The sequence below is a fragment of the Pedococcus sp. NPDC057267 genome (assembly GCF_042668795.1).
In the GTDB taxonomy this organism is placed as follows: Bacteria; Actinomycetota; Actinomycetes; order Actinomycetales; family Dermatophilaceae; genus Pedococcus.
The window spans coordinates 1-23,934 of sequence record NZ_JBHUYG010000050.1; the positions used below are offsets into that span (position 1 = coordinate 1).

General features: G+C 74.2%; 26 protein-coding genes and 1 pseudogene. 8 read left to right on the top strand and 19 right to left on the bottom strand.

Annotation, left to right across the window (positions count from 1 at the left end):
* Positions 1–25 precede the first annotated feature (25 nt).
* From ACFUC1_RS12015 to ACFUC1_RS12045, 7 genes are all read right to left on the bottom strand, one after another.
* Entirely contained in the window at positions 26–436 is a 411-nt protein-coding gene (locus ACFUC1_RS12015) for a DUF3151 domain-containing protein (protein ID WP_379119978.1), read from the bottom strand.
* Positions 433–1,458, bottom strand: coding sequence for a class II fructose-bisphosphate aldolase (fbaA, locus tag ACFUC1_RS12020; RefSeq protein ID WP_379119980.1), 1,026 nt, complete (start codon positions 1,456–1,458; stop codon positions 433–435). Before fbaA ends, ACFUC1_RS12015 begins: the two co-directional genes overlap by 4 nt.
* A gap of 81 nt (positions 1,459–1,539) precedes the next feature.
* Positions 1,540–2,817, bottom strand: coding sequence for an RNA polymerase sigma factor (locus ACFUC1_RS12025; protein ID WP_379119982.1), 1,278 nt, complete (start codon positions 2,815–2,817; stop codon positions 1,540–1,542).
* A 13-nt stretch (positions 2,818–2,830) separates the two neighbouring features.
* Positions 2,831–3,193 (bottom strand): YciI family protein, encoded by a 363-nt coding sequence (locus tag ACFUC1_RS12030; protein ID WP_379119985.1) that lies wholly within the window; start codon positions 3,191–3,193, stop codon positions 2,831–2,833.
* 7 nt (positions 3,194–3,200) lie between these two features.
* Positions 3,201–3,563 carry a YciI family protein gene (locus ACFUC1_RS12035; protein ID WP_379119987.1) on the bottom strand — a complete coding sequence of 121 codons (363 nt, stop codon included), beginning with the start codon at positions 3,561–3,563 and terminating at the stop codon, positions 3,201–3,203.
* A gap of 10 nt (positions 3,564–3,573) precedes the next feature.
* Positions 3,574–3,933, bottom strand: a complete 360-nt coding sequence (locus ACFUC1_RS12040; RefSeq protein WP_379119989.1) for a YciI family protein — start codon at positions 3,931–3,933, stop codon at positions 3,574–3,576.
* The gene (locus tag ACFUC1_RS12045) at positions 3,930–4,742 is read right to left on the bottom strand and encodes a TrmH family RNA methyltransferase (protein ID WP_379119991.1); all 813 of its coding nucleotides are present in this window, start codon (positions 4,740–4,742) and stop codon (positions 3,930–3,932) included. Before ACFUC1_RS12045 ends, ACFUC1_RS12040 begins: the two co-directional genes overlap by 4 nt.
* A gap of 67 nt (positions 4,743–4,809) precedes the next feature.
* Between ACFUC1_RS12045 and ACFUC1_RS12050 the strand changes: the two are divergent.
* The 5 genes and pseudogenes from ACFUC1_RS12050 to ACFUC1_RS12070 form a co-directional block, all read left to right on the top strand.
* A pseudogene (locus tag ACFUC1_RS12050) lies at positions 4,810–5,295 on the top strand (LLM class flavin-dependent oxidoreductase); the annotation flags it as partial.
* A gap of 142 nt (positions 5,296–5,437) precedes the next feature.
* On the top strand, positions 5,438–5,671 hold the full coding sequence (locus ACFUC1_RS12055; protein WP_379120041.1) for a hypothetical protein: 234 nt from the start codon (positions 5,438–5,440) through the stop codon (positions 5,669–5,671).
* A 132-nt stretch (positions 5,672–5,803) separates the two neighbouring features.
* A complete protein-coding gene (locus ACFUC1_RS12060) occupies positions 5,804–7,306 on the top strand; it encodes a GTP-binding protein (protein WP_379119993.1) in 1,503 nt (500 codons plus the stop codon).
* Positions 7,303–7,785, top strand: a complete 483-nt coding sequence (locus ACFUC1_RS12065) for a hypothetical protein (RefSeq protein WP_379119995.1) — start codon at positions 7,303–7,305, stop codon at positions 7,783–7,785. The genes ACFUC1_RS12060 and ACFUC1_RS12065 overlap by 4 nt, the downstream gene beginning before the upstream one ends.
* 94 nt (positions 7,786–7,879) lie before the next feature.
* The gene (locus ACFUC1_RS12070) at positions 7,880–8,569 is read left to right on the top strand and encodes a DedA family protein (RefSeq protein ID WP_379120039.1); all 690 of its coding nucleotides are present in this window, start codon (positions 7,880–7,882) and stop codon (positions 8,567–8,569) included.
* Positions 8,570–8,653: 84 nt separating this feature from the next.
* Here ACFUC1_RS12070 and ACFUC1_RS12075 read toward each other — a convergent pair whose 3' ends face one another.
* From ACFUC1_RS12075 to ACFUC1_RS12095, 5 genes are read right to left on the bottom strand one after another with little or no spacing between them, the layout of a single operon-like run.
* Positions 8,654–9,280 (bottom strand): response regulator, encoded by a 627-nt coding sequence (locus ACFUC1_RS12075; RefSeq protein WP_379119998.1) that lies wholly within the window; start codon positions 9,278–9,280, stop codon positions 8,654–8,656.
* Positions 9,277–10,512 carry a sensor histidine kinase gene (locus ACFUC1_RS12080; protein WP_379120000.1) on the bottom strand — a complete coding sequence of 412 codons (1,236 nt, stop codon included), beginning with the start codon at positions 10,510–10,512 and terminating at the stop codon, positions 9,277–9,279. Before ACFUC1_RS12080 ends, ACFUC1_RS12075 begins: the two co-directional genes overlap by 4 nt.
* A gap of 38 nt (positions 10,513–10,550) precedes the next feature.
* On the bottom strand, positions 10,551–11,360 hold the full coding sequence (locus ACFUC1_RS12085; RefSeq protein WP_379120002.1) for an ABC transporter permease: 810 nt from the start codon (positions 11,358–11,360) through the stop codon (positions 10,551–10,553).
* Positions 11,357–12,289, bottom strand: a complete 933-nt coding sequence (locus ACFUC1_RS12090; RefSeq protein ID WP_379120004.1) for an ABC transporter ATP-binding protein — start codon at positions 12,287–12,289, stop codon at positions 11,357–11,359. Before ACFUC1_RS12090 ends, ACFUC1_RS12085 begins: the two co-directional genes overlap by 4 nt.
* Positions 12,290–12,322: 33 nt before the next feature.
* On the bottom strand, positions 12,323–13,519 hold the full coding sequence (locus ACFUC1_RS12095) for an MFS transporter (protein ID WP_379120006.1): 1,197 nt from the start codon (positions 13,517–13,519) through the stop codon (positions 12,323–12,325).
* 55 nt (positions 13,520–13,574) lie between these two features.
* On the opposite strand from ACFUC1_RS12095, the gene ACFUC1_RS12100 reads away from it, so the two are divergent.
* Positions 13,575–14,150, top strand: a complete 576-nt coding sequence (locus ACFUC1_RS12100; protein ID WP_379120008.1) for a winged helix-turn-helix domain-containing protein — start codon at positions 13,575–13,577, stop codon at positions 14,148–14,150.
* A gap of 9 nt (positions 14,151–14,159) precedes the next feature.
* On the opposite strand, the gene ACFUC1_RS12105 is transcribed toward ACFUC1_RS12100, so the two are convergent.
* The 3 genes from ACFUC1_RS12105 to ACFUC1_RS12115 form a co-directional block, all read right to left on the bottom strand.
* A complete protein-coding gene (locus ACFUC1_RS12105; RefSeq protein ID WP_379120010.1) occupies positions 14,160–14,885 on the bottom strand; it encodes a LemA family protein in 726 nt (241 codons plus the stop codon).
* A gap of 51 nt (positions 14,886–14,936) precedes the next feature.
* Positions 14,937–15,491 carry an orotate phosphoribosyltransferase gene (pyrE, locus tag ACFUC1_RS12110; RefSeq protein WP_379120011.1) on the bottom strand — a complete coding sequence of 185 codons (555 nt, stop codon included), beginning with the start codon at positions 15,489–15,491 and terminating at the stop codon, positions 14,937–14,939.
* Between the two features lie 80 nt (positions 15,492–15,571).
* Positions 15,572–16,339 (bottom strand): SDR family NAD(P)-dependent oxidoreductase, encoded by a 768-nt coding sequence (locus tag ACFUC1_RS12115; protein ID WP_379120013.1) that lies wholly within the window; start codon positions 16,337–16,339, stop codon positions 15,572–15,574.
* Positions 16,340–16,385: 46 nt separating this feature from the next.
* On the opposite strand from ACFUC1_RS12115, the gene ACFUC1_RS12120 reads away from it, so the two are divergent.
* Positions 16,386–17,171, top strand: a complete 786-nt coding sequence (locus ACFUC1_RS12120) for an exodeoxyribonuclease III (RefSeq protein WP_379120015.1) — start codon at positions 16,386–16,388, stop codon at positions 17,169–17,171.
* Position 17,172: 1 nt separating this feature from the next.
* Entirely contained in the window at positions 17,173–18,069 is an 897-nt protein-coding gene (locus ACFUC1_RS12125; protein ID WP_379120016.1) for an alpha/beta fold hydrolase, read from the top strand.
* A 24-nt stretch (positions 18,070–18,093) separates the two neighbouring features.
* On the opposite strand, the gene ACFUC1_RS12130 is transcribed toward ACFUC1_RS12125, so the two are convergent.
* The 4 genes from ACFUC1_RS12130 to clpB form a co-directional block, all read right to left on the bottom strand.
* Positions 18,094–19,743, bottom strand: coding sequence for an MFS transporter (locus ACFUC1_RS12130; protein WP_379120018.1), 1,650 nt, complete (start codon positions 19,741–19,743; stop codon positions 18,094–18,096).
* On the bottom strand, positions 19,724–20,434 hold the full coding sequence (locus ACFUC1_RS12135) for an LppX_LprAFG lipoprotein (protein WP_379120020.1): 711 nt from the start codon (positions 20,432–20,434) through the stop codon (positions 19,724–19,726). The genes ACFUC1_RS12130 and ACFUC1_RS12135 overlap by 20 nt, the downstream gene beginning before the upstream one ends.
* A 176-nt stretch (positions 20,435–20,610) precedes the next feature.
* Positions 20,611–21,054, bottom strand: a complete 444-nt coding sequence (locus ACFUC1_RS12140) for a hypothetical protein (RefSeq protein WP_379120022.1) — start codon at positions 21,052–21,054, stop codon at positions 20,611–20,613.
* A gap of 125 nt (positions 21,055–21,179) precedes the next feature.
* A complete protein-coding gene (gene clpB, locus ACFUC1_RS12145) occupies positions 21,180–23,768 on the bottom strand; it encodes an ATP-dependent chaperone ClpB (RefSeq protein WP_379120024.1) in 2,589 nt (862 codons plus the stop codon).
* Positions 23,769–23,934: the final 166 nt, after the last annotated feature.

Consider the following 23,934-nt stretch of genomic DNA (forward strand, 5'->3'; position numbering starts at 1 on the left):
GGTCGGGTCCCCCGGCATCTCCGGCTCAGAAGCCGAGCTCGCGCGCCCCGGTCGTCGAGGAGTCCCGCAGGAACTGCGCGCACCGCTGCTCCTCGTCGGTCTCGCCGATCGCTCCGGCCGCCCGCGACAGGGCGGCGAGCGCACGCAGGAAGCCGCGGTTCGGCTCGTGCTCCCACGGCACGGGACCCTGCCCGCGCCAGCCGTTCCGGCGCAGGGAGTCCAGCGCACGGTGGTAGCCGGTGCGGGCGTACGCATAGCCCTCGACCGTGCGGCCGTCGGCCAGGGCGTCCTCTGCGAGGGTCGCCCAGGCGAGCGAGGACGTCGGGTGCGCCGCGGCGACCTGGTCGGCCGCGACGCCCTGCTCGAGCTGAGCCGCCGCCGGGTCCTGCGGCAGGCGGGTCTCGGGGATGCCCAGCAGGTTGTGGCCCTCGGTCACCGGTGCGTCCCTGCCGAGCGGAGGTTCTCGCAGGCCTCGACGACGCGGGCGGCCATGCCGGCCTCGGCCTCCTTGCCCCAGGCGCGCGGGTCGTACTGCTTCTTGTTGCCGACCTCGCCGTCGATCTTGAAGACCCCCTGGTAGTTGGTGAGCATGTAGCCGGCCACCGGGCGGGTGAAGGCGTACTGGGTGTCGGTGTCGATGTTCATCTTCACCACGCCGTAGTCGACGGCGGCGGAGATCTCCTCGGCGGTGGAGCCGGAGCCGCCGTGGAAGACGAGGTGGAACGGCTTCTCGTCCGGTGTGCCGAACTCCTGGTGCACCGCGTCCTGCGCCGCCTTGAGCACCTCGGGCCGCAGCTTGACGTTGCCCGGCTTGTAGACGCCGTGAACGTTCCCGAAGGTGAGCGCCGTCATGTAGTAGCCGTTCTCGCCGGTGCCGAGCGCCCGCGCGGTGGCGATGGCGTCCTCCGGCGTCGAGTACAGCTTGTCGTTGATCTCGTTGGCGACGCCGTCCTCCTCGCCGCCGACGACGCCGACCTCGATCTCGAGGACGACCTTGGCGGCCGCGCACAGGTCGAGCAGCTCGCGCGCGATGGAGAGGTTCTCCTCCAGCGGCACGGCCGAGCCGTCCCACATGTGCGACTGGAACCACGGGGTGCCGCCGGCCCTGACCCGCTCGGTCGAGGCTGCCAGCAGCGGCCGGACGAAGCCGTCGAGCTTGTCCTTCGGGCAGTGGTCGGTGTGCAGGGCGATGTTGACGTCGTAGTTCTTCGCGACCTCGTGGGCGTAGGCCGCGAGCGCCAGCGAGCCGGTCACCATGTCCTTGACCGTGGGGCCGGAGAGGTACTCGGCGCCGCCCGTGGAGACCTGGACGATGCCGTCGCTGCCGGCCTCGGCGAACCCGCGGATGGCGGCGTTGAGCGTCTGCGAGGACGAGATGTTGATGGCCGGGTACGCGAAGGAGCCAGCCTTCGCGCGGTCCAGCATGTCGGCATACACCTCGGGGGTGGCGATGGGCATGGGGTCTCCTTCGAGCCATCGGTGGACGTCGTCGTCGCACCGATCCTTCCACGTCCGCGGGCGCCGCGGGCACCCGCCGTCTCAGGTGGCCAGCGCGTCCCGGCGGCGGACGAGCAGGGCCCGCTCGGCGTCGTTGCCGCAGCGCTCGATCGCGAGCGCGTATGCCGCGCGGGCGCCGTCGGCGTCGCCGGCGCGCGAGAGCAGCTCGGCCCGCACGGCGGCGAGCCGGTGGCCGTGGGCGAGCTCGTCGTCGAGGCCGTCGAGGGCGACGAGCCCGGCCTGCGGCCCGTGGGCCTCCGCCACCGCGACGGCGCGGGCGAGGCGGGCGCTGGGGCCCGGGGCGAGCTCGAGCAGCTGGTCGTAGTGCGCCACGACGCGCTCCCAGTCGGTGTGCCCCGCGGTCGGCGCGGTGGCGTGCTCGGCCGCGATCCGGGCCTGCACGGCATACCCGGCGGCCTGCACGGTGATCGGTCCGGTGAGGTGCGGCGAGGCGAGCAGTGCGAGCGCCTCCTCGACCTCGTCGCGGTGCCAGCGGGTCCGGTCCTGGTCGGGCAGCAGCACGATCTGCCCGGCCGCGTCGACGCGCGCGTCGCGGCGGGAGTGCTGGAGCAGCATGAGCGCGAGCAGCGCCACGAGGACGGGCTCGCCCGGCCGCAGGGCCAGGACGACCCGCACCAGCCGGATCGCCTCGCCGGCGAGCTCGGTGCGGACCGCGTCGGGCCCGCTGCCCGGGGCGTACCCGGCGGTGAACGCGAGGTACGCGGTCTGGGCGACCACGTCGAGCCGCTCGGGCAGCTCGGCGGCGGACGGCACGGTGAACGGGATGCCGGCAGCGACGATCTTCTTCTTGGCCCGGGTGATCCGGGCGGCCATGGTCGCCTCGGGCACGAGGAAGAGCCGCGCGACGTCGGCGGTGCCCACGCCGAGGACGAGCCGCAGGGTGAGGGCACTGGCACCCGCCGGGTCCAGCGCCGGGTGCGTGCACAGCAGCACCAGTCGGAGCAGGTCGTCCTCGACGAGGTCGCCGGGGTCCGCGCGCACGGCGCCGACCCGCTCGGCCTCGCGCTCGGACTCCACGACGAGCAGCGGCACCTTGCGCTGCGCCATCGCCTCGCCGCGCAGCCGGTCCAGCACGCGGCGACGCGCGGTGGTGTGCAGCCACCCGGCGGGGTTGTCCGGCACGCCGTCCCGGGGCCAGCGCCGCGCGGCGGCCTCGACCGCGTCGGCCAGCGCGTCCTCGACCAGGTCGAGCCGACGGAAGCGCGCGAGGAGCAGGGACACCAGGCGTCCCCACTCCTCGCGCACGACCTCGGCGAGGACCTCGGCGGTCCCGTCGGGTGCCGACCCGGCCGGGGTCACGGGCGCCGGCCGTTCACGACGGGTCGTACCCCTCGACCTGCACGGTCGGCCGGACCTCCACGGTGTAGGCGCGCGGCAGCAGCCTGGCGGCCGCGATCGCGGTGTCGAGGTCCGGCAGCTCGACGTCGTAGTAGCCGCCCACCTGCTCGGCCAGCTCGACGAACGGCCCGTCGGTCACCCTCGCCGTGCCGTCGTCGGCGTGGCGCACCGTCGTCGCCAGGTCGGCGTCGCACAGCGCGGCACTGGAGACCCGGCGGCCGTGCTCGTCGACGTACCGCTCGAACGCGTGGTGGGCGTCGAAGTACTCCTGGCGGACCTGCTCCGACGCCTCCTCCCACTCCCCGGGCCGGTACGCCAGGAGGACGACGTACCTCACGGCCGGCTCACGACGGCCGGTCCTCGGGGGTGACGACCCTGCGCACCTCGATGCCGTCGCCGACGGCCGCGATGATCTGGCAGCAGTCCAGCAGGTCGTCGAGGTCGTCGGTGCGCACCTGGTAGAAGCCGCCGACCTGCTCGGTGACCTCGGCGAACGGGCCCTCCGTGACCGGTCCACCCCCCGGCGGGATGCGCCGGCCCTCGCTCGTGGCGTGGAGCTCGGCACCCCCGGTGATGGTGTGCCCGCGCCTGCCCAGCTCCTCGGCGAACCGGGCGTACTCGGCATACCCGGCCTTGCGCTTCTCGACGTCCATGGTGGTCCACCAGCGGTCGGCGTCCCCCACGATCAGCACGACGTACTCGCCCATGCCGTCCTCCTCACGTGCCCACGGTCGGGCGGATCTCGATGGCCGGGTGGAACGGCGTGGCGAGCAGCCGGCCGCACACGCGCGCCAGGTCCTCGACGTCGTCGGTCTCGACCAGGTAGTAGCCGCCGACCTGCTCGGCGCTCTCGGCGTAGGGGCCGTCGGTCAGGGTGACGTCGTCGAGGGCGCTGCCCCGCACGACGCGGGCCTGCGACGACGGGGTGAGCTGCGCGCCGTCGACCCGCTTGTGGCCGCGGCGCTCGAGCAGCTCGACGAACTCGTTGTGGGCCGTGTGCAGGTCCTGCTTCTCCTGCTCGGTGGCGGTGGCGTACCGGCCCTCGGGGCTCGGCAGCAGCACGAGGTACTGGGTCATGGCTGGTTCCTCTCATCGGTGGAGTGCGTGCACCCTGGTGACGGACGGGCACCGCCCGGATCGACAGCCGGCTGGGAGAAGTTCTGCCCGGCCACCTCCTGGCCGAAGACGTGCCGGCGGACCCACGCGTGCATGGCGACGGCCGCGGCGGCGCCCGCGTTGATCGAGCGGGTCGAGCCGAACTGCTCGATGTGCAGCACCTGCGTGCACGCCGCACGCACCTCCTCGCTGAGCCCCGGACCCTCCTGCCCGAAGACGAGGACGCAGTGCCGGGGCAGGTTCGCCGTCTCCAGCGGCAGCGAGCCGGGCAGGTTGTCGATGCCGACGAGCGGTATGCCGGTGGGCCGGCCCCCGCCGTCCGGTGGCCCCGCGGTGGCGGCCCAGGCCACGAGGTCGGCGACGGTCGGGTGGTGCAGCTCGTGCTGGTAGCGGTCGGTGACCATGGCTCCGCGGCGGTTCCAGCGACGGCGGCCGACGATGTGGAACGCCTTGGCGCCGAACGCGTTCGCGGTCCGGACCACCGAGCCGATGTTGAAGTCGTGGCCCCAGTTCTCGATGGCGACGTGGAAGTCGTGCCGCCGGCTGTCGAGGTCGGCGACGATCGCGTCGTGCCGCCAGTAGCGGTACCGGTCGACCACGTTGCGGCGGTCGCCGTCGCGCAGCAGGTCCGCGTCCCAGTGGTCGCCCTGCGGCCACGGGCCCTTCCACGGGCCGACGCCGACGGCGTCCTCCCGCGGCGGCTGCCCAGCTCGGGCGTGCTCCCGCTGCGGCTCCCCCCGCCCGGTGTCCTCGCCGCTGTGCTCGCCCACGGGCCCACCCTAGGTCCGGGGGGGCCGGGTGGGTGCGGTCGTCGGCGGGCGCTGCCACCATGCCGGGATGGCCCCCACGTCCCGTCCGCGGCTCGGTGTCGCCTTCGTCCCGAGCCTGCCGCCCGAGGCGCTGCCCGACCTCGCCCGGGCCGCCGACGAGCACCTCGACGACCTGTGGGTCTGGGAGGACTGCTTCAAGCAGAGCGGCGTCGCGTCCGCGGCGACGGCCCTCGCCCTGACCGGCCGCGTGCGGGTGGGGCTCGGCCTCATGCCCGCGCCGCTGCGCAACGTCGCCCTGGCCGCGATGGAGGTCGCCACCCTGGCCCGGCTCTTCCCCGGGCGGTTCGTGCCCGGTGTCGGCCACGGGGTCCAGGAGTGGATGGGGCAGGCCGGGTCCCGGGTGGCCTCCCCGATGACCCTGCTCGCGGAGTACACCGGGGCCCTCGTGCGCCTGCTCGCGGGAGAGGAGGTGACGGCCGGGGGTCGCTACGTCCGGCTCGACCGGGTGCGGCTCGACTGGCCGCCGACGACGCCCGTGACGGTGATGAGCGGCGGCCACGGCCCCGGCCGGCCGGCTCGTCGACGGCATCCTGCTCGCCGGTGGGCTCGGCGACGAGGACCTGCGCTCGGCGGTCGAGACGGTCCGCGGTGCGCGGCCGGCCGGCGCGCCGGCCCCCGAGGTCGTCCACACCCTCATGGCCGACACCGGTCCGGGCGCGGACGAGCGGGTGGCCGCCGACCTGGCCGCGTGGGGCCTGGGGCCGACCGGCGGCCGGGCCGTCGTGGGCGATGCCGCCACGGTCGCGGAGGCGATCGCTCGGTGCGCGGGGCTCGGCGCGACCACGGTGGTCCTGCAGCCGACCGCAGGCACCGACGCCGCCGCGTTCGTCGGCTGGGTCGGCCGCGAGGTGCGGCCGCTGCTCGGCTGAAAACCCTTTGCCGACGGCGGCGTTCGCCTGCTGCCATGGAGGACGAACACCCGACCCCCAGAACGGAGAACCCGATGCGCGCTGCTTCCACGTCCCGCCAGGTACCCACCTACCGAATGGATGTGAAGGCAGTTGCGCACGTTGACCGTCGGGGTCGTCGCGCATGTTGACGCGGGCAAGACCAGCCTGACCGAGCGGATCCTCTACGAGGCCGGGGTCCTCGACCACCTCGGGAGCGTCGACACGGGCGACACGCAGACCGACTCGCTCGACCTCGAGCGCCGCCGCGGGATCACGATCCGCTCCTCGGTCGCCTCGTTCGAGTGGGACGACACCCTCGTCAACCTCCTGGACACCCCGGGCCACTCCGACTTCGTGGCCGAGGTCGAGCGCGCCCTCGCTGTGCTCGACGCCGCCGTGCTCGTCGTGTCCGCGGTCGAGGGGGTGCAGGCGCAGACGCTCGTGCTGATGCGGGCCCTGCAGCGGCTGCGGCTGCCCGCGCTGCTCTTCGTCAACAAGCTCGACCGCGCGGGCGCCGACCCCGACCGGGTGCTTGCCCAGGTCGCGGAGCGCCTCACGTCCGGCGCCGTGCCCCTCGGCGTGGCGGAGGCGCCGGGAGGCCGCGACGCGGCATACGAGCCGTTCCCCCTGTCCGCGGCGGAGCGAGCCGACCTGCGCACCCGTACCCGCGCGGGCGACGTCCACCCCGTCGTGTTCGGGTCGGCGATCACCGGTGTCGGTGTGCGCGCGCTGCTGGACGCCGTGAACGACCTCGTCGCCGACGATGCCGTCGACCCGTGCAGGGAACCGGCGGGCGTGGTCTTCAAGCTGGAGCGCACGCCGACCGGCCAGCGGCGCACCCTGGTGCGGATGACCGGCGGCACCCTGCGAGTCCGCGACCGGCTCACCCTGACCGGTGGTGGCGGCGTGGGTGGCGGGGGCGTGGGTGGTGGCAGCACGGACACCGGCGCGGGCCACGGCGCGGGCAGCGCCGGGGAGCGGGTCACGGGCATCGAGGTCTTCGGGCCCGGTGGCCCGCGGCCGGCCGACGCTGTCGACGCCGGCCGCATCGCCGTGCTGCGGGGCCCGATGGGCGCGCGGGTCGGGGACACGTTCGGCCCGCGCAGGCACCGTGGGTCTGCCGTCGAGCTGGCCCGGCCGAGCCTCGAGACCGTCGTCGACCCGGTCGACCCCCGTGACCGGGGGCGCCTGTTCACCGCGCTCACCGAGCTCGCCGAGCAGGACCCGCTCATCGACCTGCGGCTCGACGACGGGCGCGGCGAGGTCGCCGTGTCCCTCTACGGGGAGGTGCAGAAGGAGGTCATCGCGACGTTCCTGGCGCAGGACCACGGCGTGCTCGCGTCGTTCCGGCCGACGACGCCGGTGTGCGTCGAGCGGGTGCTGGGCCCCGGGTCCGCCCACCGGCTGATCGACGTGGCGCCCAACCCCTTCCTGGCCACGGTCGGGCTGCGGGTCGAGCCGGCCGAGGTCGGCAGCGGCGTGGACCTGGGGCTCGAGGTCGAGCTCGGCTCGATGCCGCCGGCGTTCTTCACGGCGGTGCGCGCGAGGGGGTGCGGGCCACCCTGGCCGAGTCCGTCCACGGCTGGGCTGTCCCGGACTGCCGGGTGGTCATGACGCACTCCGGCTACTACCCGAGGCAGAGCGCGATGCACGCGACGTTCGACAAGGCGATGTCGAGCACGGCGGCCGACTTCCGGAGCCTGGCGCGGCTCGTGCTCGCCGAGGCGCTGGTCCGCGCCGGGACCGTGGTGTGCGTGCCGGTCCACCGGTTCGAGCTGGAGGTGCCGCAGGACCTGCTCGGCGCCGTGCTCTCGGAGCTGCCACGCCACCGCGCGGTGCCGCTCACGACCCGGGTCGCCAGTTCGTCCTCGACGGCGCCCGCGGTGCTGACGGGCCACGTCCCCGCGGAGGAGGTGCACGGCCTGCAGCAGCGGCTCCCCCACCTGGCGCGGGGCGAGGGCGCGCTCACGGCCGTGCTCGACCACTTCGGGCCGGTCGTGGGGCCGCCGCCGGAGCGCCGGCGCGCACAGCCGGACCCGTTCGCCCAGATCCGCGACTGGAGCCGGGTCTCTCGCGCCTGGCCGGCCGGGTGAGCTGCCATCGACCCTGCGTGCTGAGGAACCTCCCAGCCGGCTCACAGCCGCGGATTCGAGCAGGACCGGCAACACCGCATACCCTTGACGGGTGATGGCTCCCTCGCTCGGCCCCAACTGGATGGACCCGCAGTGGCTCCTCGGGCAGTTCGGCGCGCAGTTCTTCTGGGTCGGCGCGGCGATCGTCTTCGTCGAGTGCGGGCTGCTCTTCCCGATCCTCCCCGGCGACTCGCTGCTCTTCGCAGTGGGCCTGTTCATCGCCGAGGGCTCGATCAAGCTCAACATCGGGCTGGCCTGCCTCGCGCTCAGCCTCGTCGCCTTCGCCGGCAACGTCGTCGGGTACGAGATCGGCCGGGGGGTGGGAGCACCGCTCTACCAGCGCGACGGCCGCATCCTGAAGAAGAAGTACTTCGACGACACGCACGCGTTCTTCGAGAAGTACGGCGCCAAGGCCCTGGTCATCGGCCGGTTCGTTCCGGTCGTGCGCACGTTCATCACCGTGGTGGCCGGAGTCGGCCGGATGGAGCGCCGCCACTTCTTCGTGTGGTCGGCCGTCGGTGCCGTGCTGTGGGCCACGAGCGTGACCCTGCTCGGCTACTTCCTGGGCAACGCGTTCCCGTTCCTCAAGGACCACCTCGAGGCCGCGATCTTCGCGATCGTGCTCGTCTCGGTCATCCCGATGGCGGTCGAGATCATCCGCGCACGCCGCGGCCGGACCGCGAGCGAGGACATCCTGGACGAGACCGGCGAGGCCGTGCGCGACCTGCGCGACCAGGCCTACTGAGCCTCCCGGCGCCGCCCCCCGCGGCGGCCCCGGTCCCCGTAGGGCGGGTCCCGGCCGAATCCCCGGGGTCTCGTCGGTGCCGGGTCAGAGCTCGATGAGGCCGGCCCGGTATGCCGCCGTGACAGCCGCCGTGCGGTCGGTCACCCCGAGCTTCTCGAACGACCGCAGCAGGTGCGTCTTCACGGTGGCCTCGCCGATGTGCAGCTCCCGCCCCACCTCGGAGTTCGACAGCCCGCGTGCCACGCACTGCAGGACCTGCGTCTCGCGGTCGGTGAGCGCGGGGCCTGCGGGCGACCGCATCCGGTGGGCCAGCCGCGCCACGACCGGAGGGGCGAGGACCGTCTCGCCGCGGGCGGCGCGGCGGATGGCGTCGGCCAGGGTGTCGCGCGGCGCGTCCTTGAGCAGGTAGCCGTTGGCGCCAGCCTCGACCGCGCGGACGATGTCGGCGTCGGTGTCGTAGGTCGTGAGCACGAGCACCGCGGGGCCGTCATCGTCGGCGCGCAGCCGGGCCGTGGCCTCGGCCCCGTCGACACCCGGCATCCGCAGGTCCATGAGCACCACGTCGGGGCGGTGCCGCCTGGCCTGGGCGACCGCCTCCTCCCCGTCGGCGGCCTCGGCCACGACCTCGACGTCGTCCAGGTCGGACAGCATCGCCACCAGCCCCATCCGCACGACGGGGTGGTCGTCGACCACGAGCAGCCGCAGGGTCATCGGGGCACCTCCACCCGCACCCGCGAGCCGCCGCCCGGCGTGCTGTCGACCTCGAACCGGCCGCCCACCTCCGCGGCGCGGGCGGTCGCGCCGTCGAGGCCGTACCCCGAGCGGTCCTGCCCGCTGTCGAACCCGACCCCGTCGTCGGTGACCTCGAGCGACACGGGCTCCCCCTCGGCATACCGCAGGCGCACCTCGAAGGACCCGGCGCGGGAGTGGCGGCGCACGTTGGCCAGGCTCTCCTGCGCGCTGCGCAGCAGGACGACCTCGGAGTTGGCGGGGAGCACCTCGGGGACGCCGTCGACGACGAGGCGCCCGGTCATGCCGCTGCCGTCGGCGACCGCGTCGACCAGGCGCTGCAGGGCCTCGGCCAGGGTGCGCGACTGCAGGTGGCCGGGCGTCGTCTCGGCCACGATGAGCCGCGCCTCGGCGAGGTTCTCCGCGGCGGTCTGCTCGATGACCCGCAGCCGCTGGCGCACGACGTCGAGGTCGCCGCGCTCGAGGGCGGACTGCGTCGCCCGGGTGAGGGTCACGACCGAGGTGAAGCCCTGGGCGAGGGTGTCGTGGATCTCCCGCGAGATGCGCTCGCGCTCGGCCGCGACGCCCTGGGCGCGCTCGACGGCGGCCAGCTCGTCCTGGGTGCGGCGCAGCTCGTCGATGGTCCGGGCGCGGGTGTCGGCCTCGCGGATGATGCGGTCGATGAACAGGCCGAGGGTGAGCGAGAGCACGAGCATGATCGCCGTGCTGATCGCGATGCCGACGAGCTCGTCCCCGGTGCGCGGTCCCTGCCACAGCCGGGCGAGGCCGATGCCGACGACGGCCAGGACGACCGCCGTCGCGGCCCGGTTGCGGGGCAGGCTCGCCCACGTCTGCGGGAACAGCCCGAAGGTGAGGATCCACGCGGTCCCGGAGCCGTCGAGCGCCATGAGCGCGACCATGAGGACCCAGGCGACCGTCACGTAGGTGAGGGCCGCGCGCGACTGCTGCTCACCGAGCCCGCGACGCCCCCACACGGCGTATGCCGCCGCGATGCCGCCGACGCACGCGAGCTGCCACCCCAGGTGCGGCTTGTCCTCCGCGAGCATGACGACGACGGTCGTCACGACGAGCACGGCGAAGAGCACGTGCCACCACACCAGCTGCCGGCGCCACATCTCGTCGAGCTGGTGGGAGGACGTCCCCGGCAGCGGTGCGCAGTCCTGCTGGGCGGCGGCGGGGTCGGGCGCGCTCACGGTGCCATTGTGTCGCGCCGTCGCCGGGGCGAGGGCGCTCACGTGGTGCCGCGCCTGGTCCACCGGAAGGTGCGGACGCAGACCAGGAGGCCGACGAGCAACCACGCGCCGAGCACCAGCGCCGTGCGCCCGTGCTCCCACGTGCCGGCCATCTCCTGCGTCTGCCACTCCTGCGGGAAGAACACCGACCGCATGCCCTGGGCGATCCACTTGAGCGGGAACAGCGCCGCGACCTGCTTGAGCCACTCCGGCAGGTCGGTGAAGGCGAAGTAGACGCCGGAGATGAACTGCAGCACCAGCGTCGGCGCGATGACCGTCGCAACCACCGAGCGGGCCGACGTCGCCAGCGAGGAGTAGGCGATCCCGAGGACGGTGCCACCGGCCACGCCGAGCAGGAACACCCAGAGGAAGGTGAGCCAGTGCCCCGCGTCCGTCGGCAGCTGCACCCTGAACGCGACCCGCGCCACCCCGATCAGCAGCACGAACTGCGCCAGCGAGGTCGACGAGACCAGCCCGACCTTCCCGAGGAAGTACGACAGCGGCGGCATCGGCGTGGACCGCAGCCGCTTGAGCGTGCCGTCGTCGCGCTCGGCAGCGACCGACAGCGCCATCGACTGGAAGCTCGTGAGCATCACGCCCGCGGCCGCCATGCCGGGCAGGAAGAAGCGGGCCGCGTTGACCCCGACGGCCGCGGCGTCGCCGTGCTCGAAGCCGGGCCCGAAGATCACCGAGAACATCGACAGCATGAGGATCGGGAAGGCGAAGGAGAAGAAGACCGCCTCCTTCTCGCGGAAGTACATCTTCAGCTCCAGGACGCTGCGGTCCCAGCCGATGGCGAGCGCGGTCATCGGGCGACCTCCAGGTCGGTGTCGGGCTGGGCGGTGTCGGGTGCGCCGGCGGTCGACGTGGCCGCGGGGACGGCGCCGGCGTCGGCGAGGTGGGGGGCGATGAGCGACAGGTAGGTGTCCTCGAGCGAGGGACGCGTGACGGTCAGCGCGGGCACCTCGCCGCCGAGCCGGGCCGCCAGCCGCGCGACGAGCTCGGTCGGGGTCGACGTCCGCTCGGTGTGCCGCTGCCCGGTCGGCTCCTCCCAGGTGACCGTCGCCTCGGAGACGGCGCGGCCGCCGAGGTTCGCAGGGGTGTCGAGGGCGACCATGCGGCCTCCGGCGATGACACCGACGCGGTCGGCGAGGTGCTCGGCCTCGTCGAGGTAGTGGGTCGTGAGCAGGATGGTGGTGCCGTCGCCGGCGAGGCCGGAGATGAGCTCCCAGAAGTCGCGTCGGGCCTGCGGGTCGAACCCGGTGGTCGGCTCGTCGAGGAACAGCAGCTCGGGCGACCCGACGATGCCCAGGCCGACGTCGAGCCGGCGCCGCTGGCCGCCGCTCAGCTTGCCGATCCGGTCGTCCGCCTTGTCGGTGAGCCCGACCGCGTCGAGCACGTCGTCCACGCGCCGGGGCGTCCGGTACACCTTCGCGGTGCTCGAGAGCGCCTCGCGCGGGGTCAGCAGGTCCATCCCGGTGGACGTCTGCAGCACGATGCCGATCCGGTTCCGCCAGGCCAACCCGGCGCCTTCCGGGTCCTGGCCGAGCACCTCGACGGTGCCGCCGTCCCGGCGCCGGAAGCCCTCGAGCACCTCGACGGTGGTCGTCTTGCCGGCGCCGTTCGGGCCGAGCAGGGCGAAGACCTCACCGCGGCGGATGTCGAGGTCGAGGCCGTCGACCGCGGCTCGGGTGCCGTACGTCTTGCGCAGTCCGGTGACGCGGATCGGGGAGTCCATGGCTCCACCCTGCCGGGACCGCCCCGGCGCGCGTCAGCCCCGGACGGTGGAACGGCTGTCCACCGACCGGTGGACCCCCAGGACCGCCGCGAGCGCGATGAGCAGCCCGGCCGTGCCCGCGACGAGGTATGCCGTGCGCGGCCCGGCGGTGGCCGTGAGCACTCCGCCGAGCGACAGGGCGGCGACCGAGCAGCCCCGCGACACCCCGCTGACGAAGGCGACGACGGAGCCGCGGCGGGCGGCATCCACCTCCGAGAGCAGCAGGGCGAAGACCAGGGCGTTGACGACGCCGAGGGCGGCCCCTGACACGGCTGCCGCGGCGAGGTACGAGGCATACGCGGGGGCGAGGCCCGCGCCGACCTGGGCGAGGGCGACGACGGCCACGGCCGCCAGCACCGCGCGGACGCGGAAGGTGAGCCTCGTCAGGCCTCCCGCCGCCAGCGCGCCCACGACGGCGGCACCCCCGTGCACCGCCTCGGCGAGGCCGTACCCGGCGGCGGAGGCACCCAGCACGTCGCGGACGAGGAAGACCTCCGCGGCGTTCACCGACTCCACCGCGACCACCATCGGGAACAGGGCCAGGACCAGGACCCACAGCACCGGGTGCTCGCGCAGCGCGGCCACCCCGGCGCGGGGCAGGACGGCGTCGCGCACGGTCGGGCGGGCGGCGGGCGCTGTCGGCCGGGGGACCTGCAGGGAGGCGCCGGCGAGCGCGAGCAGGACGAAGCTGGCGGCGTCGAGCGTCAGGACGGCCCCGGCCCCCACCGACTGGACGAGCACGCCACCGAGCCCGGCCCCGGCCGGCCCGGCGACCCCGCGCAGCGCGTGCTGGAGGGAGACGAGGCGCCCGACGCGCCGCTCGCCGACCAACGCCGGCCCGACCGCACCCCACACGGGCTGGCCCAGCGCGAAGCCGGTCTGCATGACGAGGACCAGCAGGCAGGTCGTGGCCAGATCGTCGACGACCGCGAGCCCGGCAGCGGCGCCGGCCTGCACGAGGCCGGCGACGAGGAGCAGGCGCCGGGGGTCCGCCCGGTCGGCGAGCGCACCGGCTGCCCCGGTGGTCGCCACGACGGGGAGGGCGAAGCACAGCAGGAGGGCGGTGACGGCTGCCGCACCACCGCTGTCCGCGTGCGCGCGCAGCACGAGGGCCACCATGGCGGCCGAGTCGCCGGCCACCGACAGGGCCCCCGCGGCGAGGACCACGGCCACGCCCGGGGCGGCGGCCACGGAGCCCCATTCCTGAAACGAACCTTTCACAGTTTGTGAAGGTAGTCTTTCAGGTATGGCACGGTCAACCAGGCGGAGCGAGCTGAGGATCACCGACCCCAGGGCGCTGCGGGCGCTGGCCCACCCGGCACGGCAGCGGGTCGTCACCGAGCTGTACTCCGGCGAGGTGCTCACGGCGACGGAGGCGTCCCGGATCTGCGACGTCACCCCCTCGGCGATGAGCTACCACCTCCGGGCGCTCGCCGCCTGGGGCATCGTCGAGCGGGTCGAGTCGGGTGATGGCCGCGAGCGGCCGTGGCGGGCGGTGGCCGACAGCATCACCATCACCCCGGGCGCCCACCGGGCCGCGGGGCTCGACGACAGCCGGCTGTCCGTGCACGAGTGGTTCGCCGACCTCGAGGCGGGGCTGGACCGGCTGGCGGCGGCAGTCGCCGACGGGGAGGACCACGGCATGACCGCCCGCGGGCGGCTCTGGCTCACCGACGACGAGGAGCGCGAGCTGCGGGAGTCGCTGCACGCGCTGGTGCGGTCGTACGGGGGCCGGACGAGCCGCGAGCACCCGGACGGCGCACGCCCGTGGGACGCCTATGCCCTCGTGCTGCCCGCCCGTCGCGCCGACCCGCCGGCCTGAGCAACCGGACTACGGCTGGGCCGGGGGCTCGCCCTGCTGGGGCGTCGGGGGCGTCGGGGGCGTCTGGGGCCCCGGCTCGGGCGAGGGGATCGTCGCCTCGGGCGCCGGTCCTGCGGCGGCCGCCGCACCGGCCCCACCGGCATACCCGCTCGGCGGCGGGATGGTGGCCTCGCGCTGGCCGAAGTCGACCTGGACCGGCTCGCGCTCGGCGGCGGTCTGCGTCTCGAAGTACTCCTCGCGGTGCACGCCGAACATGCCGGCCACGACGTTCGAGGGGACGGTCTCGACCTTGGTGTTGAGCTCGCGCACGTTGGCGTTGTAGTACCGGCGGGCGCTGGCGATGCGGTCCTCGGTGGAGGTCAGCTCGGCCTGCAGGGCCAGGAAGTTCTGGTTGGCCTTGAGGTCGGGGTAGGCCTCGGCGACGGCGATGAGCCGCCCGAGCGCAGCCGACAGCAGCCCCTCCGACTGCGCCTGCTGGGCCGGCGACTGGCCACCGCTCATGGCGGCCGAGCGCGCCTTCATGACGTCCTCGAGCGTCCCCCGCTCGTGCGCGGCATACCCCTTGACCGTCTCGACGAGGTTGCCGATGAGGTCGTGCCGGCGCTTGAGCTCGACATCGATCTGCCGCCAGGCCTCCTGCACGAGGTTCCGCAGCTTGATGAGCCCGTTGTAGATGCCGACCGCCCACAGGGCGAGCAGCACGACGAGGACCACGATGACGATCGCGACGATCACGGACTTCCCCCTTGCCTGGTGCGGGCAGGACGCCTGCCGGTCGAGGCGATCCTAGGCCAGGCCGAGCTCCTCGAGACCGTAGACGAAGCGGTACTCCAGCCCGGCGTCGGCGAACTTCTCCCCGGCGCCCGTGGCCCGGTCGGCGATGGTGGCGACCGCCACGACCTCGGCGCCGGCCTCGCGCGCGGCGTTCGCGGCCTCGAGCGGCGAGGCGCCCGTGGTGGAGGTGTCCTCGACGACCACGACACGCCGGCCCTCGATCGACGGGCCCTCGATGCGCTGCTGCAGCCCGTGCGCCTTGCCGGCCTTGCGGACGACGAACGCGTCCTTGCGGTCCCCGGCTGCGGCGCTTGCGTGCAGGATGGCCGTCGCGACCGGGTCGGCGCCGAGGGTGAGGCCGCCGACCGCGTCGAACTCGAGGTCCTTGACCAGGTCGCGCATCACGATGCCCACGAGCGGCGCTGCCTCGCCGTCGAGGGTGATCCGGCGCAGGTCGACGTAGTAGTCGGCCTCCTTGCCGGACGACAGCGTCACCCGGCCGTGGACGATGGCCTTGTCCTTGATGATCTCCAGCAGGCGGGCACGGGCGGCGGCGATGTCGGTCACAGACCCCGAGCCTACCGAGCGCGACCGAGCGCAGCGCGGCCGTCCACCTCGGGGCCAGGCTACGGGACGGCCCTCGCTCGTCAGTCCCTGGGGCGGTGGGCCTTGCGCCCCCGGGACCGCACGACGCCGCGCGGCAGGACGCGCAGCGCCCCGACGATCGCCTTGTACTGCGCGCCCGGGACCGACACGACCCGCCCCTTGGCGACGTCGTCGAGGCAGTCGCGCACGAGCTTGTCGGCGTCGAGCCACATGAACTCGGGGATGCTCGACATGGTCACGCCGGCTCGCTCGTGGAACTCGGTGTGCGTGAATCCGGGCAGCAGGGCCGTGGCCGTCACACCCGTGCCGGCCAGCTCGGTGGCCAGGCCCTCGGTGAAGACCGTGACGAACGACTTGACGGCCGAGTACGGACCGGCCGCGATCTGGCCTGCCACCGACGAGACGTTGACGATGGCGCCGTGGCCGCGCTCGCGCATGGCGTTGGCGGCAGCGTGCGACAGGACGAGCACCGCGCGGCCGAGGACGTCGAAGAGCGCCTCCTCGTCCTCGATGTCGTTGTCGAGGAACCGTCGCTTGAGCGAGTAGCCCGCGTTGTTGACGAGCAGGTTGACCGGCCGGGCCCGGTCCGCCAGCCGCTCGGCGACCTTGCCGGTCTCGGCCCGGTCGGACAGGTCGGCGACGAGGATCTCGGTCGAGACCCGGTACTTGGCGCGCAGGTCGTCGGACACGTTCTCCAGCCGTGCGCGGTTCCGCGCGACGAGGACGACGTCGTGGCCGCGCTCGGCGAGCTGGTGGGCGAAGGACAGGCCGATCCCGGCCGTGGCGCCGGTGACCAGGGCAGTGCTCATGCGGTCACTGTACGGCGGTTACCGAGGGTCACCTAGGGTGGCCCTCGTGCGTATCGCGACCTGGAACGTCAACTCGATCCGCTCCCGCATCGACCGCGTGGAGGCGTGGCTGCAGCGCACCGACGTGGACGTCCTGGCCATCCAGGAGACCAAGGCGACCGACGCCCAGTTCCCCTTCGAGCGGCTCCGGGCGCTCGGGTACGAGGTCGCGCACCACGGCCTCAACCACTGGAACGGAGTCGCGATCGTCTCCCGGGTCGGGATCGACGACGTCCAGCCCTCCTTCCCCGGGGCGCCCGGGTGGGGCGAGCCGGCGGTGGTCGAGGCGCGCGCCCTGACGGCCGTCTGCGGTGGCGTGCGGGTGGCCTCCGTCTACGTCCCCAACGGCCGGGGCATCGGCGACCCGCACATGGGCTACAAGCTCGACTGGCTCACCCACCTGCAGGCGCACTCCCGCGGCTGGGTCGAGCGCGGCGAGACCGCCGCCCTGATGGGCGACTGGAACATCGCGCCGCAGGACGAGGACGTCTGGTCGATGGAGTACTACCTCGACAAGAGCCACGTGTCGCCGCCGGAGCGCGCCGCGTTCCAGTCGTTCCTCGACGCCGGCTTCGTCGACGTCGTGCGGCCGCACACGCCCGGCCCCGGCACCTACACCTACTGGGACTACACCCAGCTGAGCTTCCAGAAGCGCCGCGGCATGCGGATCGACTTCGTCCTCGGCACCCCGGCGTTCGCCGACCGGGTGGCCGGTGCCGCGATCGACCGCGAGGAGCGCAAGGGCAAGGGCGCCTCCGACCACGCCCCCGTCGTCGTCGAGCTGGAGGCCTGACGTGGCGCGGGCGCGGCGGGCCGACCGCCGGACCGGCGGCACCCGCACCTTCACGGTGGCGGCACCCGACGGCGCGCTGCTGCGGGTCGAGGAGCACCTGCCCACCGCCCCTGCCGACGGCCCCTCCCCGACCGTGGTCCTCGCCCACGGCTGGACCCTGACCCGCCGGTCCTGGCACCCCGTCGTGGAGGCGCTGCTCGCCCGCGGCCTGCGCGTGGTCGCCTACGACCAGCGTGGCCACGGCGGCTCCTCGCCGCTGCGCGGCGAGGCCAGCGTCCGCGCGCTCGGTCACGACCTCGCGGCCGTCCTCGCCGTCGTCGCCCCGCAGGGCGAGGTCGTCCTCGGCGGCCACTCGATGGGTGGCATGACCGTGATGGCGTATGCCGGCCTGCACCCCCAGGACTTCGAGGAGCGCGTCGCGGGGGTGGTCCTGGTGTCGACCTCGGCGGGCGACCTCGGCACGGGCCTGCCCTGGGTGCAGGGTGCCGCGATGCGGCTGGCGGCACGGATGCCGGCCGTGCCCACGGGCCGGCTCGTCACCCACAAGGGGCAGCGTCGCCTGCTCTTCGGCGACGAGGCCGACCCCGAGCTCGTGCGCCTCACCCGCGAGCAGGTGGCCGCGACCACGTTGCCGACCCTCGGGCGCTTCCACGCCGCCCTCGGGCTGCACGACGAGACGGAGGCGGTCGAGCGGCTCGCGGCGGTGCCGGCGGTCGTCCTCGTCGGGTCCCGCGACCGGCTCACCCCGCCGCGGCACGCGCGCCGCCTCGGCGAGCTCATCCGGGGCGCGCGCGTCGTGGAGCTCGACGGGCGCGGTCACATGCTCATGTACGAGGCCACCGACCACGTCGTCGACGCCTTCGACACCGTCCTCGCAGCCCGGTCCGACCGGGGCTGAGGGACCCCTGGGCCAGCGGCCGGTTCAGGCGGCCGGGTCAGGCTGCTCGGGCTGGCGGCGCAGTCCCAGCCGGACGGACACCAGCGCGCCCAGCGCGGCCGCGAGCGCGGCACCCAGGAAGACCGTCTGCACCTGCACGACGCCCGCGCCGACCAGGGCCCGGGTGTCCGTCGGATCGGGCAGTGCGGCCACGGCCGCATAGTACCGGTGCAGGCCGATCGCGGTCAGCAGGGCGAGGCCGACGACCATGCCGACCATCCGGGCGACGACGACGAGCGAGGCCGCGACGCCGTGCGCCTGCGCCGGCGAGTCGGCGAGCGCCGCGTTGTTCACCGGCGCGAGCGCGAGCCCGACCCCGAGCCCGACGAGGACGAGGACGGCCGTCGCGGTCCACGACCCCAGGGCCCCGTCGCCCCAGCGGCTCATGACCAGCAGGCCGGCCGCCGCGAGGAGCAGCCCCCCGCCGCTGACGACCGCCTCACCGAGCCGGCGCAGCGCCCACCCACCGAGGACGGCGCCCACGGGCACCGCGACGAGGAAGCGCACGAGCACCAGCGCCGCTGTCGTCTGCGAGCCGGTGAGCGTGAGCCGGGCGAGCACCGGGACGTCGACGACCACCGCCACCAGCGCGACGCCGGTCAGCAGGCTGACCACGAGCGCGCTCCCGGTGCGGCCGCGGACGACCCCCCGCGGCACGAGCGGTTCCGCGGCCCGGCGGTGCCGCCAGAGATACAGCCCCAGCGCCAGCACCCCGACGGGCAGCAGGGCCAGGCCCAGCGGGCCGACCACCTCACGCTCGGGGTCGCTCGCGGCGAAGGTGAGGACGAGGGTCCCGAGCGCCGTCCCGAGCAGCAGGGCGCCCGGCAGGTCGGTGCGGCGCAGCACCGGCCACGCCGAGCGGAGCACCAGGACGAGCCACAGCGCAGCCAGCCCCAGGCCGACGGCGCCGATCGGCGTCGCCAGCCGCGCGGCATACCCGCCGAAGGGGACGAACGGCACCCCCAGGGTGACGTCCGTGGCGAGGCGCGCCGGTGCCACCAGGGCGAGACCGGTGACGACGAGCGCGAGCAGGCCCACGACGGTCGGCACGGCGCGAGGGGGCGCCGGCCGGGCACCGCCGGTGACCACGACGAGGACCGCGAGCAGCAGCCCGGCCACGGCGTTGAGCCAGAATATCGCCCGCCAGTCCGCGACGGCGAGGACCAGCGCGCCGAGGACCGGCCCGAGCACGCTGCCGAGCTCCTGCACGGCGCCCACGACACCGAGGGGGGTGCCGCGGCGCCCGCGCGGCCACAGGTCGGCCACGATCGCCAGCGTCGCCGGGACCAGCCCGCCGCCCCCCACGCCCTGGAGCAGGCGCCCGGCGACGAGCACGGGCAGCTCCACCGCCACGGCCGTGACGGCGGAACCGACGACGAAGACGAGCAGGCAGGTGAGCAGGATGTGTTGGCGGGCAACGAGATCCGTGAGCCGGCCGATGAGGGGGAGCACCGCGACGTAGCCGAGCAGGAAGCCCGAGACGATCGGGGTCGCCTCCTGGAGGGCGTCGATGCCGAGGCCGACGCCGGTCATCATGTCGGGCAGCGCGAGAGCGACGACGTAGGTGTCGGCCGCCGCGAGGGCCACCGCGACCGACGCGGTGGCGAGCAGCGCCCTAGGGGCGGGGGATCGCAACGGCCTGGGGCAGCTTCGTGAGGCGCGCGGTGTAGGTCGACGTCGATCCGGCGTAGAACGGGCCCTTGAGCACCACGGACCGCAGCTCGTCGCCGTCCTCCGCGACGCCGTAGGTGACGTCGAACGTCCCCGAGCGGTCACCGATGACGAAGAGGTCGGCGACGGCGGTCCCCGGCACCTTCCCGGTGTAGGTGTCGACGATGGTGGCTCCGTCGCGGGTGCGCGGACCGGCGGCGAGCCCGGTGGTCCGCGACACCAGGCTGGTCACCCCGGTCTGGGTGTTGAAGAGCTGCGCCGGGTTCGGCGCCCCGTAGGTCTTGGGGTCGATCTTGGTGAAGCCGGGCGTGAAGAACTTGAGGTAGACGTCCTGCTCAACCGCGACCACCTCGACCGTTCCCGTGACGCCACCGATGGAGGCGTTGAGGGTGCCCTTGAACGAGGGCGGCCGGAACAGCCCGGTGCCCTGCGCGGCGGAGACGCCGACCGCCTTGCCGGGCAGGCCCTCCGACGTCAGCGTGAACGACACCGCCGGGCTCTTCTCGAGCGCGTCGCGCGCCGCAGCGAGGCGCTGCGCCGGCGGCAGCTCCGCCTTTGCGGACGCCTTGCCCCCGCCGCTGCAGGCGGTGAGCAGGCCGGAGGCGAGGCCGACCGCGAGGGCGGTGACGACGGCATACCGACCGGGGGGACGCATGCGCATACGCTATCCGCCGGGGACCGCTCCCCCTGGGCGCCACACGCGTCCCGCCCCGGCGTTCCGGGCTACCTTGCGTTCCGGCCGCGCCCGGGCGTCATCCCGTCCGTCGTGCGCACGGTCAGCTGCCGGCCGCCGGCGTCAGGCGGTCGGCAGGTCGGTCACGGGCGCACCCCTCACTCACCGGGCGAGGGCGTCGCCTCGTGACCGGCGCGGCCCTCGGTGCGGCGGTCGGCCTTCATCTCGGCCTCGAAGACGTGCCGTCGCCCGCCCATGAGCTGCTCGCGGACCTCGCGCTCGATCCGCGCGAAGTCCGCGTGGTAGCCGTCGTCGAACTCCTCGACGAGCTGGAACGTCCACCGCCCCTGGATCACGTTGCGCCCGACGAGCTCGGTCTCGATCCGGTCCGCGAGCTCGGCGTGTCCCGCGTCGCGCAGCATCTCGACGGCCTCCCCGAGCGCGAGGTCCGCGGACCCCGTCAGCCGGTGGAAGCCGTACAGCCGTCCGCGGGCCTCCTCGACCGTCTCGAAGGCCTCACTGAGCTTCCCCACGGCCTCCACCGTCGCGTCGTTGGTCCCCGGCGGCCGCCGGTCCAGCCCGTCCTCGCCGTTCGTCGTCATGCCCCCAGTCTGCTGCGGCCGCAGCGGACTCGCACGGCCCGCGCCGCCGGCCCGCACCCGGACGCGACGAGGGGGTATGCCGTGTGCGCACGGCACACCCCCTCTTGCCCTGGGCGGGTGGTGGGTCAGGCCACGGCGTGGTCCGCCCCGTGCACGGTGAGCCCGTCGAGGCTGTCGTCGCGGTCGACGACAACGGTGTCGCCGTCGCGCACCTCCCCGGACAGCACGGCCCGGGCGAGCCGGTCGCCGATCTCGCGCTGCACGAGGCGGCGCAGCGGCCGGGCGCCGTAGGCCGGGTCGTAGCCGGTGATGGCCAGCCACTCGCGGGCCGCGTCGGTCACCTCGAGGGTGATGCGGCGGTCGGCCAGGCGCGAGGCGAGCTCGCGGACCTGCAGCTCGACGATGTGGCCGAGCTCCTCGGTGCTCAGCGGGTCGAACACCACGACCTCGTCGAGCCGGTTGAGGAACTCGGGCTTGAAGGCCGCCCGCACCGCCGTCATGACGGCCTCCTTCTTGTCCTCGGGCGCCATCACCGGGTCGATGAGGAACTGGCTGCCGAGGTTGGAGGTCATGACGAGGATGACGTTGCGGAAGTCGACCGTGCGGCCCTGGCCGTCGGTGAGGCGGCCGTCGTCGAGCACCTGCAGCAGGATGTCGAACGTCTCCGGGTGCGCCTTCTCGACCTCGTCGAGCAGCACGACGGAGTAGGGCCGACGGCGGACCGCCTCGGTCAGCTGGCCGCCCTCCTCGTAGCCGACGTAGCCGGGCGGGGCGCCGATGAGGCGCGCGACGGCGTGACGCTCGGAGTACTCGCTCATGTCGATGCGAACCATGGCCCGCTCGTCATCGAACAGGAAGTCCGCCAGCGACTTGGCGAGCTCGGTCTTGCCCACGCCGGTCGGGCCGAGGAAGAGGAACGACCCGGTCGGGCGGTTGGGGTCCGCGAGGCCGGCCCGCGAGCGCCGGACGGCGTCGGAGACCGCACGGACGGCAGTCTCCTGCCCGATGAGCCGGGCGCCGATGATCGACTCCATCGACAGCAGCTTCTCGGTCTCGCCCTGGAGCAGGCGGCCGGCCGGGATGCCGGTCCACGCCGAGATGACCTCGGCGATGTCGTCGGCGCCGACCCGCTCCTTGACCATGGCGTCGGCCGGGGTGGCGGCGTCCTCCGCGGCCTGGGCCTCGGCCAGCTCCTTCTCCAGCGCCGGCAGCTCGCCGTAGCGGATCCGCGAGGCGCTGCCGAGGTCGCCGTCGCGCTCGAACCGGTCGGCCTGCGTGCGCAGCTCGTCGACCTTTGCCCGCAGCTCGCCGACCTTGTTCAGGCCGGACTTCTCGGCCTCCCAGCGGGCGTTGAGCGCGGCGAGCTGCTCGGCCTTGTCGGCCAGCGTCGCCCGCAGCGCCTCCAGGCGCTCGCGCGAGGCCTCGTCGGTCTCGGTCTGCAGGTGCAGCTCCTCCATCCGGAGCCGGTCGACCTGCCGGCGCAGCTCGTCGATCTCCACCGGGCTGGAGTCGATCTCCATCCGCAGGCGCGAGGCGGCCTCGTCGACGAGGTCGATCGCCTTGTCGGGCAGCTGGCGGCCGGTGATGTAGCGGTCGGACAGGGACGCGGCCGCGACGAGCGCGGAGTCCTCGATGGTCACCTTGTGGTGCGCCTCGTACCGCTCCTTGAGCCCGCGCAGGATCGCGATGGTGTCCTCGACGCTGGGCTCGCCGACGAAGACCTGCTGGAAGCGGCGCTCGAGGGCGGGGTCCTTCTCGATGTGCTCGCGGTACTCGTCGAGGGTCGTGGCGCCGACCAGGCGCAGCTCGCCGCGGGCGAGCAGCGGCTTGAGCATGTTGCCGGCGTCCATCGCGCCCTCGCCGGTGGCCCCGGCGCCCACGACGGTGTGCAGCTCGTCGATGAAGGTGACGATCTGCCCGTTGCTGGTGCGGATCTCCTCCAGGACGGCCTTGAGCCGCTCCTCGAACTCGCCGCGGTACTTCGCCCCGGCCACCATGGCGCCGAGGTCGAGGCTGACGAGCCGCTTGCCGCGCAGGCTCTCGGGCACGTCGCCGTCGACGATGCGCTGGGCCAGGCCCTCGACGACGGCGGTCTTGCCGACGCCGGGCTCGCCGATGAGGACGGGGTTGTTCTTGGTGCGGCGGGACAGCACCTGCACGACGCGGCGGATCTCGGAGTCGCGGCCGATGACCGGGTCGAGCTTGCCGTCGCGCGCCCTCTGGGTGAGGTCGGTGCCGTACTTCTCGAGGGCCTCGCCCTCCTCGACGGGCGTCTCGCTGGTGACCTTGCGGCCCCCGCGCAGCGCGTCGATCTTGGCCTCCATGTCCTTGGCTCCGCGCTTCTCCACGGCGGCCAGGTGCCCGGTCTCGGCCAGGGCGAGCAGGAGCAGGTCGAGCGCGAGGTAGGTGTCGCCCTTGGCGCGCATGAGCGTGTCGGCCTGCTGGAGCACCGCGCCCGCCTCGCGGCCGAGGCCCGGGGTGGCGCTGGCGCCCGAGGTCGTGGGCAGGGACCGCAGCCGGGCGTCGGCCTGGCCGAGGACGTGCGCCGCACCCGTGCCGGCGGCCTGCAGCAGGGCGTCGGCCAGCGGGGTGTCGAGCTGCACGGCTGCGCTCGTGAGGTGGTCCGGGGTGATCTCCGGGTGGCCGGCGGTCTGGGCGGCGCGCTGCGCGAGGGCGAGCGCCTCCGCGACCTTGGCGGTGGGCTTCAGCTCCATGCCTGGTGGGTTCTCCTGTGCTCGGTGGTGCGTCGGTGCTACGTCGGTGGTTCGTCCGTCGGGGGGTCGGTCGCGCTCCGTGGGTGGCGCGCGTCCACAGGGGACAACCTCGCCAAACTTGAGCGTATTCCGCTCAACCTTGGGCGGCAACCGCTCGCGCCCTCTG

What these genes read in the sequence shown, in the direction of transcription:
- ACFUC1_RS12040 (WP_379119989.1), bottom strand. Translation starts at nt 3,933, where the DNA reads ATGACCCAGTACCTCGTGCTGCTGCCGAGCCCCGAGGGCCGGTACGCC.
- ACFUC1_RS12100 (WP_379120008.1), top strand. Translation starts at nt 13,575, where the DNA reads ATGGCACGGTCAACCAGGCGGAGCGAGCTGAGGATCACCGACCCCAGG.
- clpB (WP_379120024.1), bottom strand. Translation starts at nt 23,768, where the DNA reads ATGGAGCTGAAGCCCACCGCCAAGGTCGCGGAGGCGCTCGCCCTCGCG.
- ACFUC1_RS12055 (WP_379120041.1), top strand. Translation starts at nt 5,438, where the DNA reads ATGGCCGACACCGGTCCGGGCGCGGACGAGCGGGTGGCCGCCGACCTG.
- ACFUC1_RS12075 (WP_379119998.1), bottom strand. Translation starts at nt 9,280, where the DNA reads ATGACCCTGCGGCTGCTCGTGGTCGACGACCACCCCGTCGTGCGGATG.
- ACFUC1_RS12140 (WP_379120022.1), bottom strand. Translation starts at nt 21,054, where the DNA reads ATGACGACGAACGGCGAGGACGGGCTGGACCGGCGGCCGCCGGGGACC.
- ACFUC1_RS12035 (WP_379119987.1), bottom strand. Translation starts at nt 3,563, where the DNA reads ATGGGCGAGTACGTCGTGCTGATCGTGGGGGACGCCGACCGCTGGTGG.
- ACFUC1_RS12070 (WP_379120039.1), top strand. Translation starts at nt 7,880, where the DNA reads ATGGCTCCCTCGCTCGGCCCCAACTGGATGGACCCGCAGTGGCTCCTC.
- ACFUC1_RS12085 (WP_379120002.1), bottom strand. Translation starts at nt 11,360, where the DNA reads ATGACCGCGCTCGCCATCGGCTGGGACCGCAGCGTCCTGGAGCTGAAG.
- ACFUC1_RS12065 (WP_379119995.1), top strand. Translation starts at nt 7,303, where the DNA reads ATGACGCACTCCGGCTACTACCCGAGGCAGAGCGCGATGCACGCGACG.
- ACFUC1_RS12090 (WP_379120004.1), bottom strand. Translation starts at nt 12,289, where the DNA reads ATGGACTCCCCGATCCGCGTCACCGGACTGCGCAAGACGTACGGCACC.
- ACFUC1_RS12115 (WP_379120013.1), bottom strand. Translation starts at nt 16,339, where the DNA reads ATGAGCACTGCCCTGGTCACCGGCGCCACGGCCGGGATCGGCCTGTCC.
- ACFUC1_RS12135 (WP_379120020.1), bottom strand. Translation starts at nt 20,434, where the DNA reads ATGCGTCCCCCCGGTCGGTATGCCGTCGTCACCGCCCTCGCGGTCGGC.
- fbaA (WP_379119980.1), bottom strand. Translation starts at nt 1,458, where the DNA reads ATGCCCATCGCCACCCCCGAGGTGTATGCCGACATGCTGGACCGCGCG.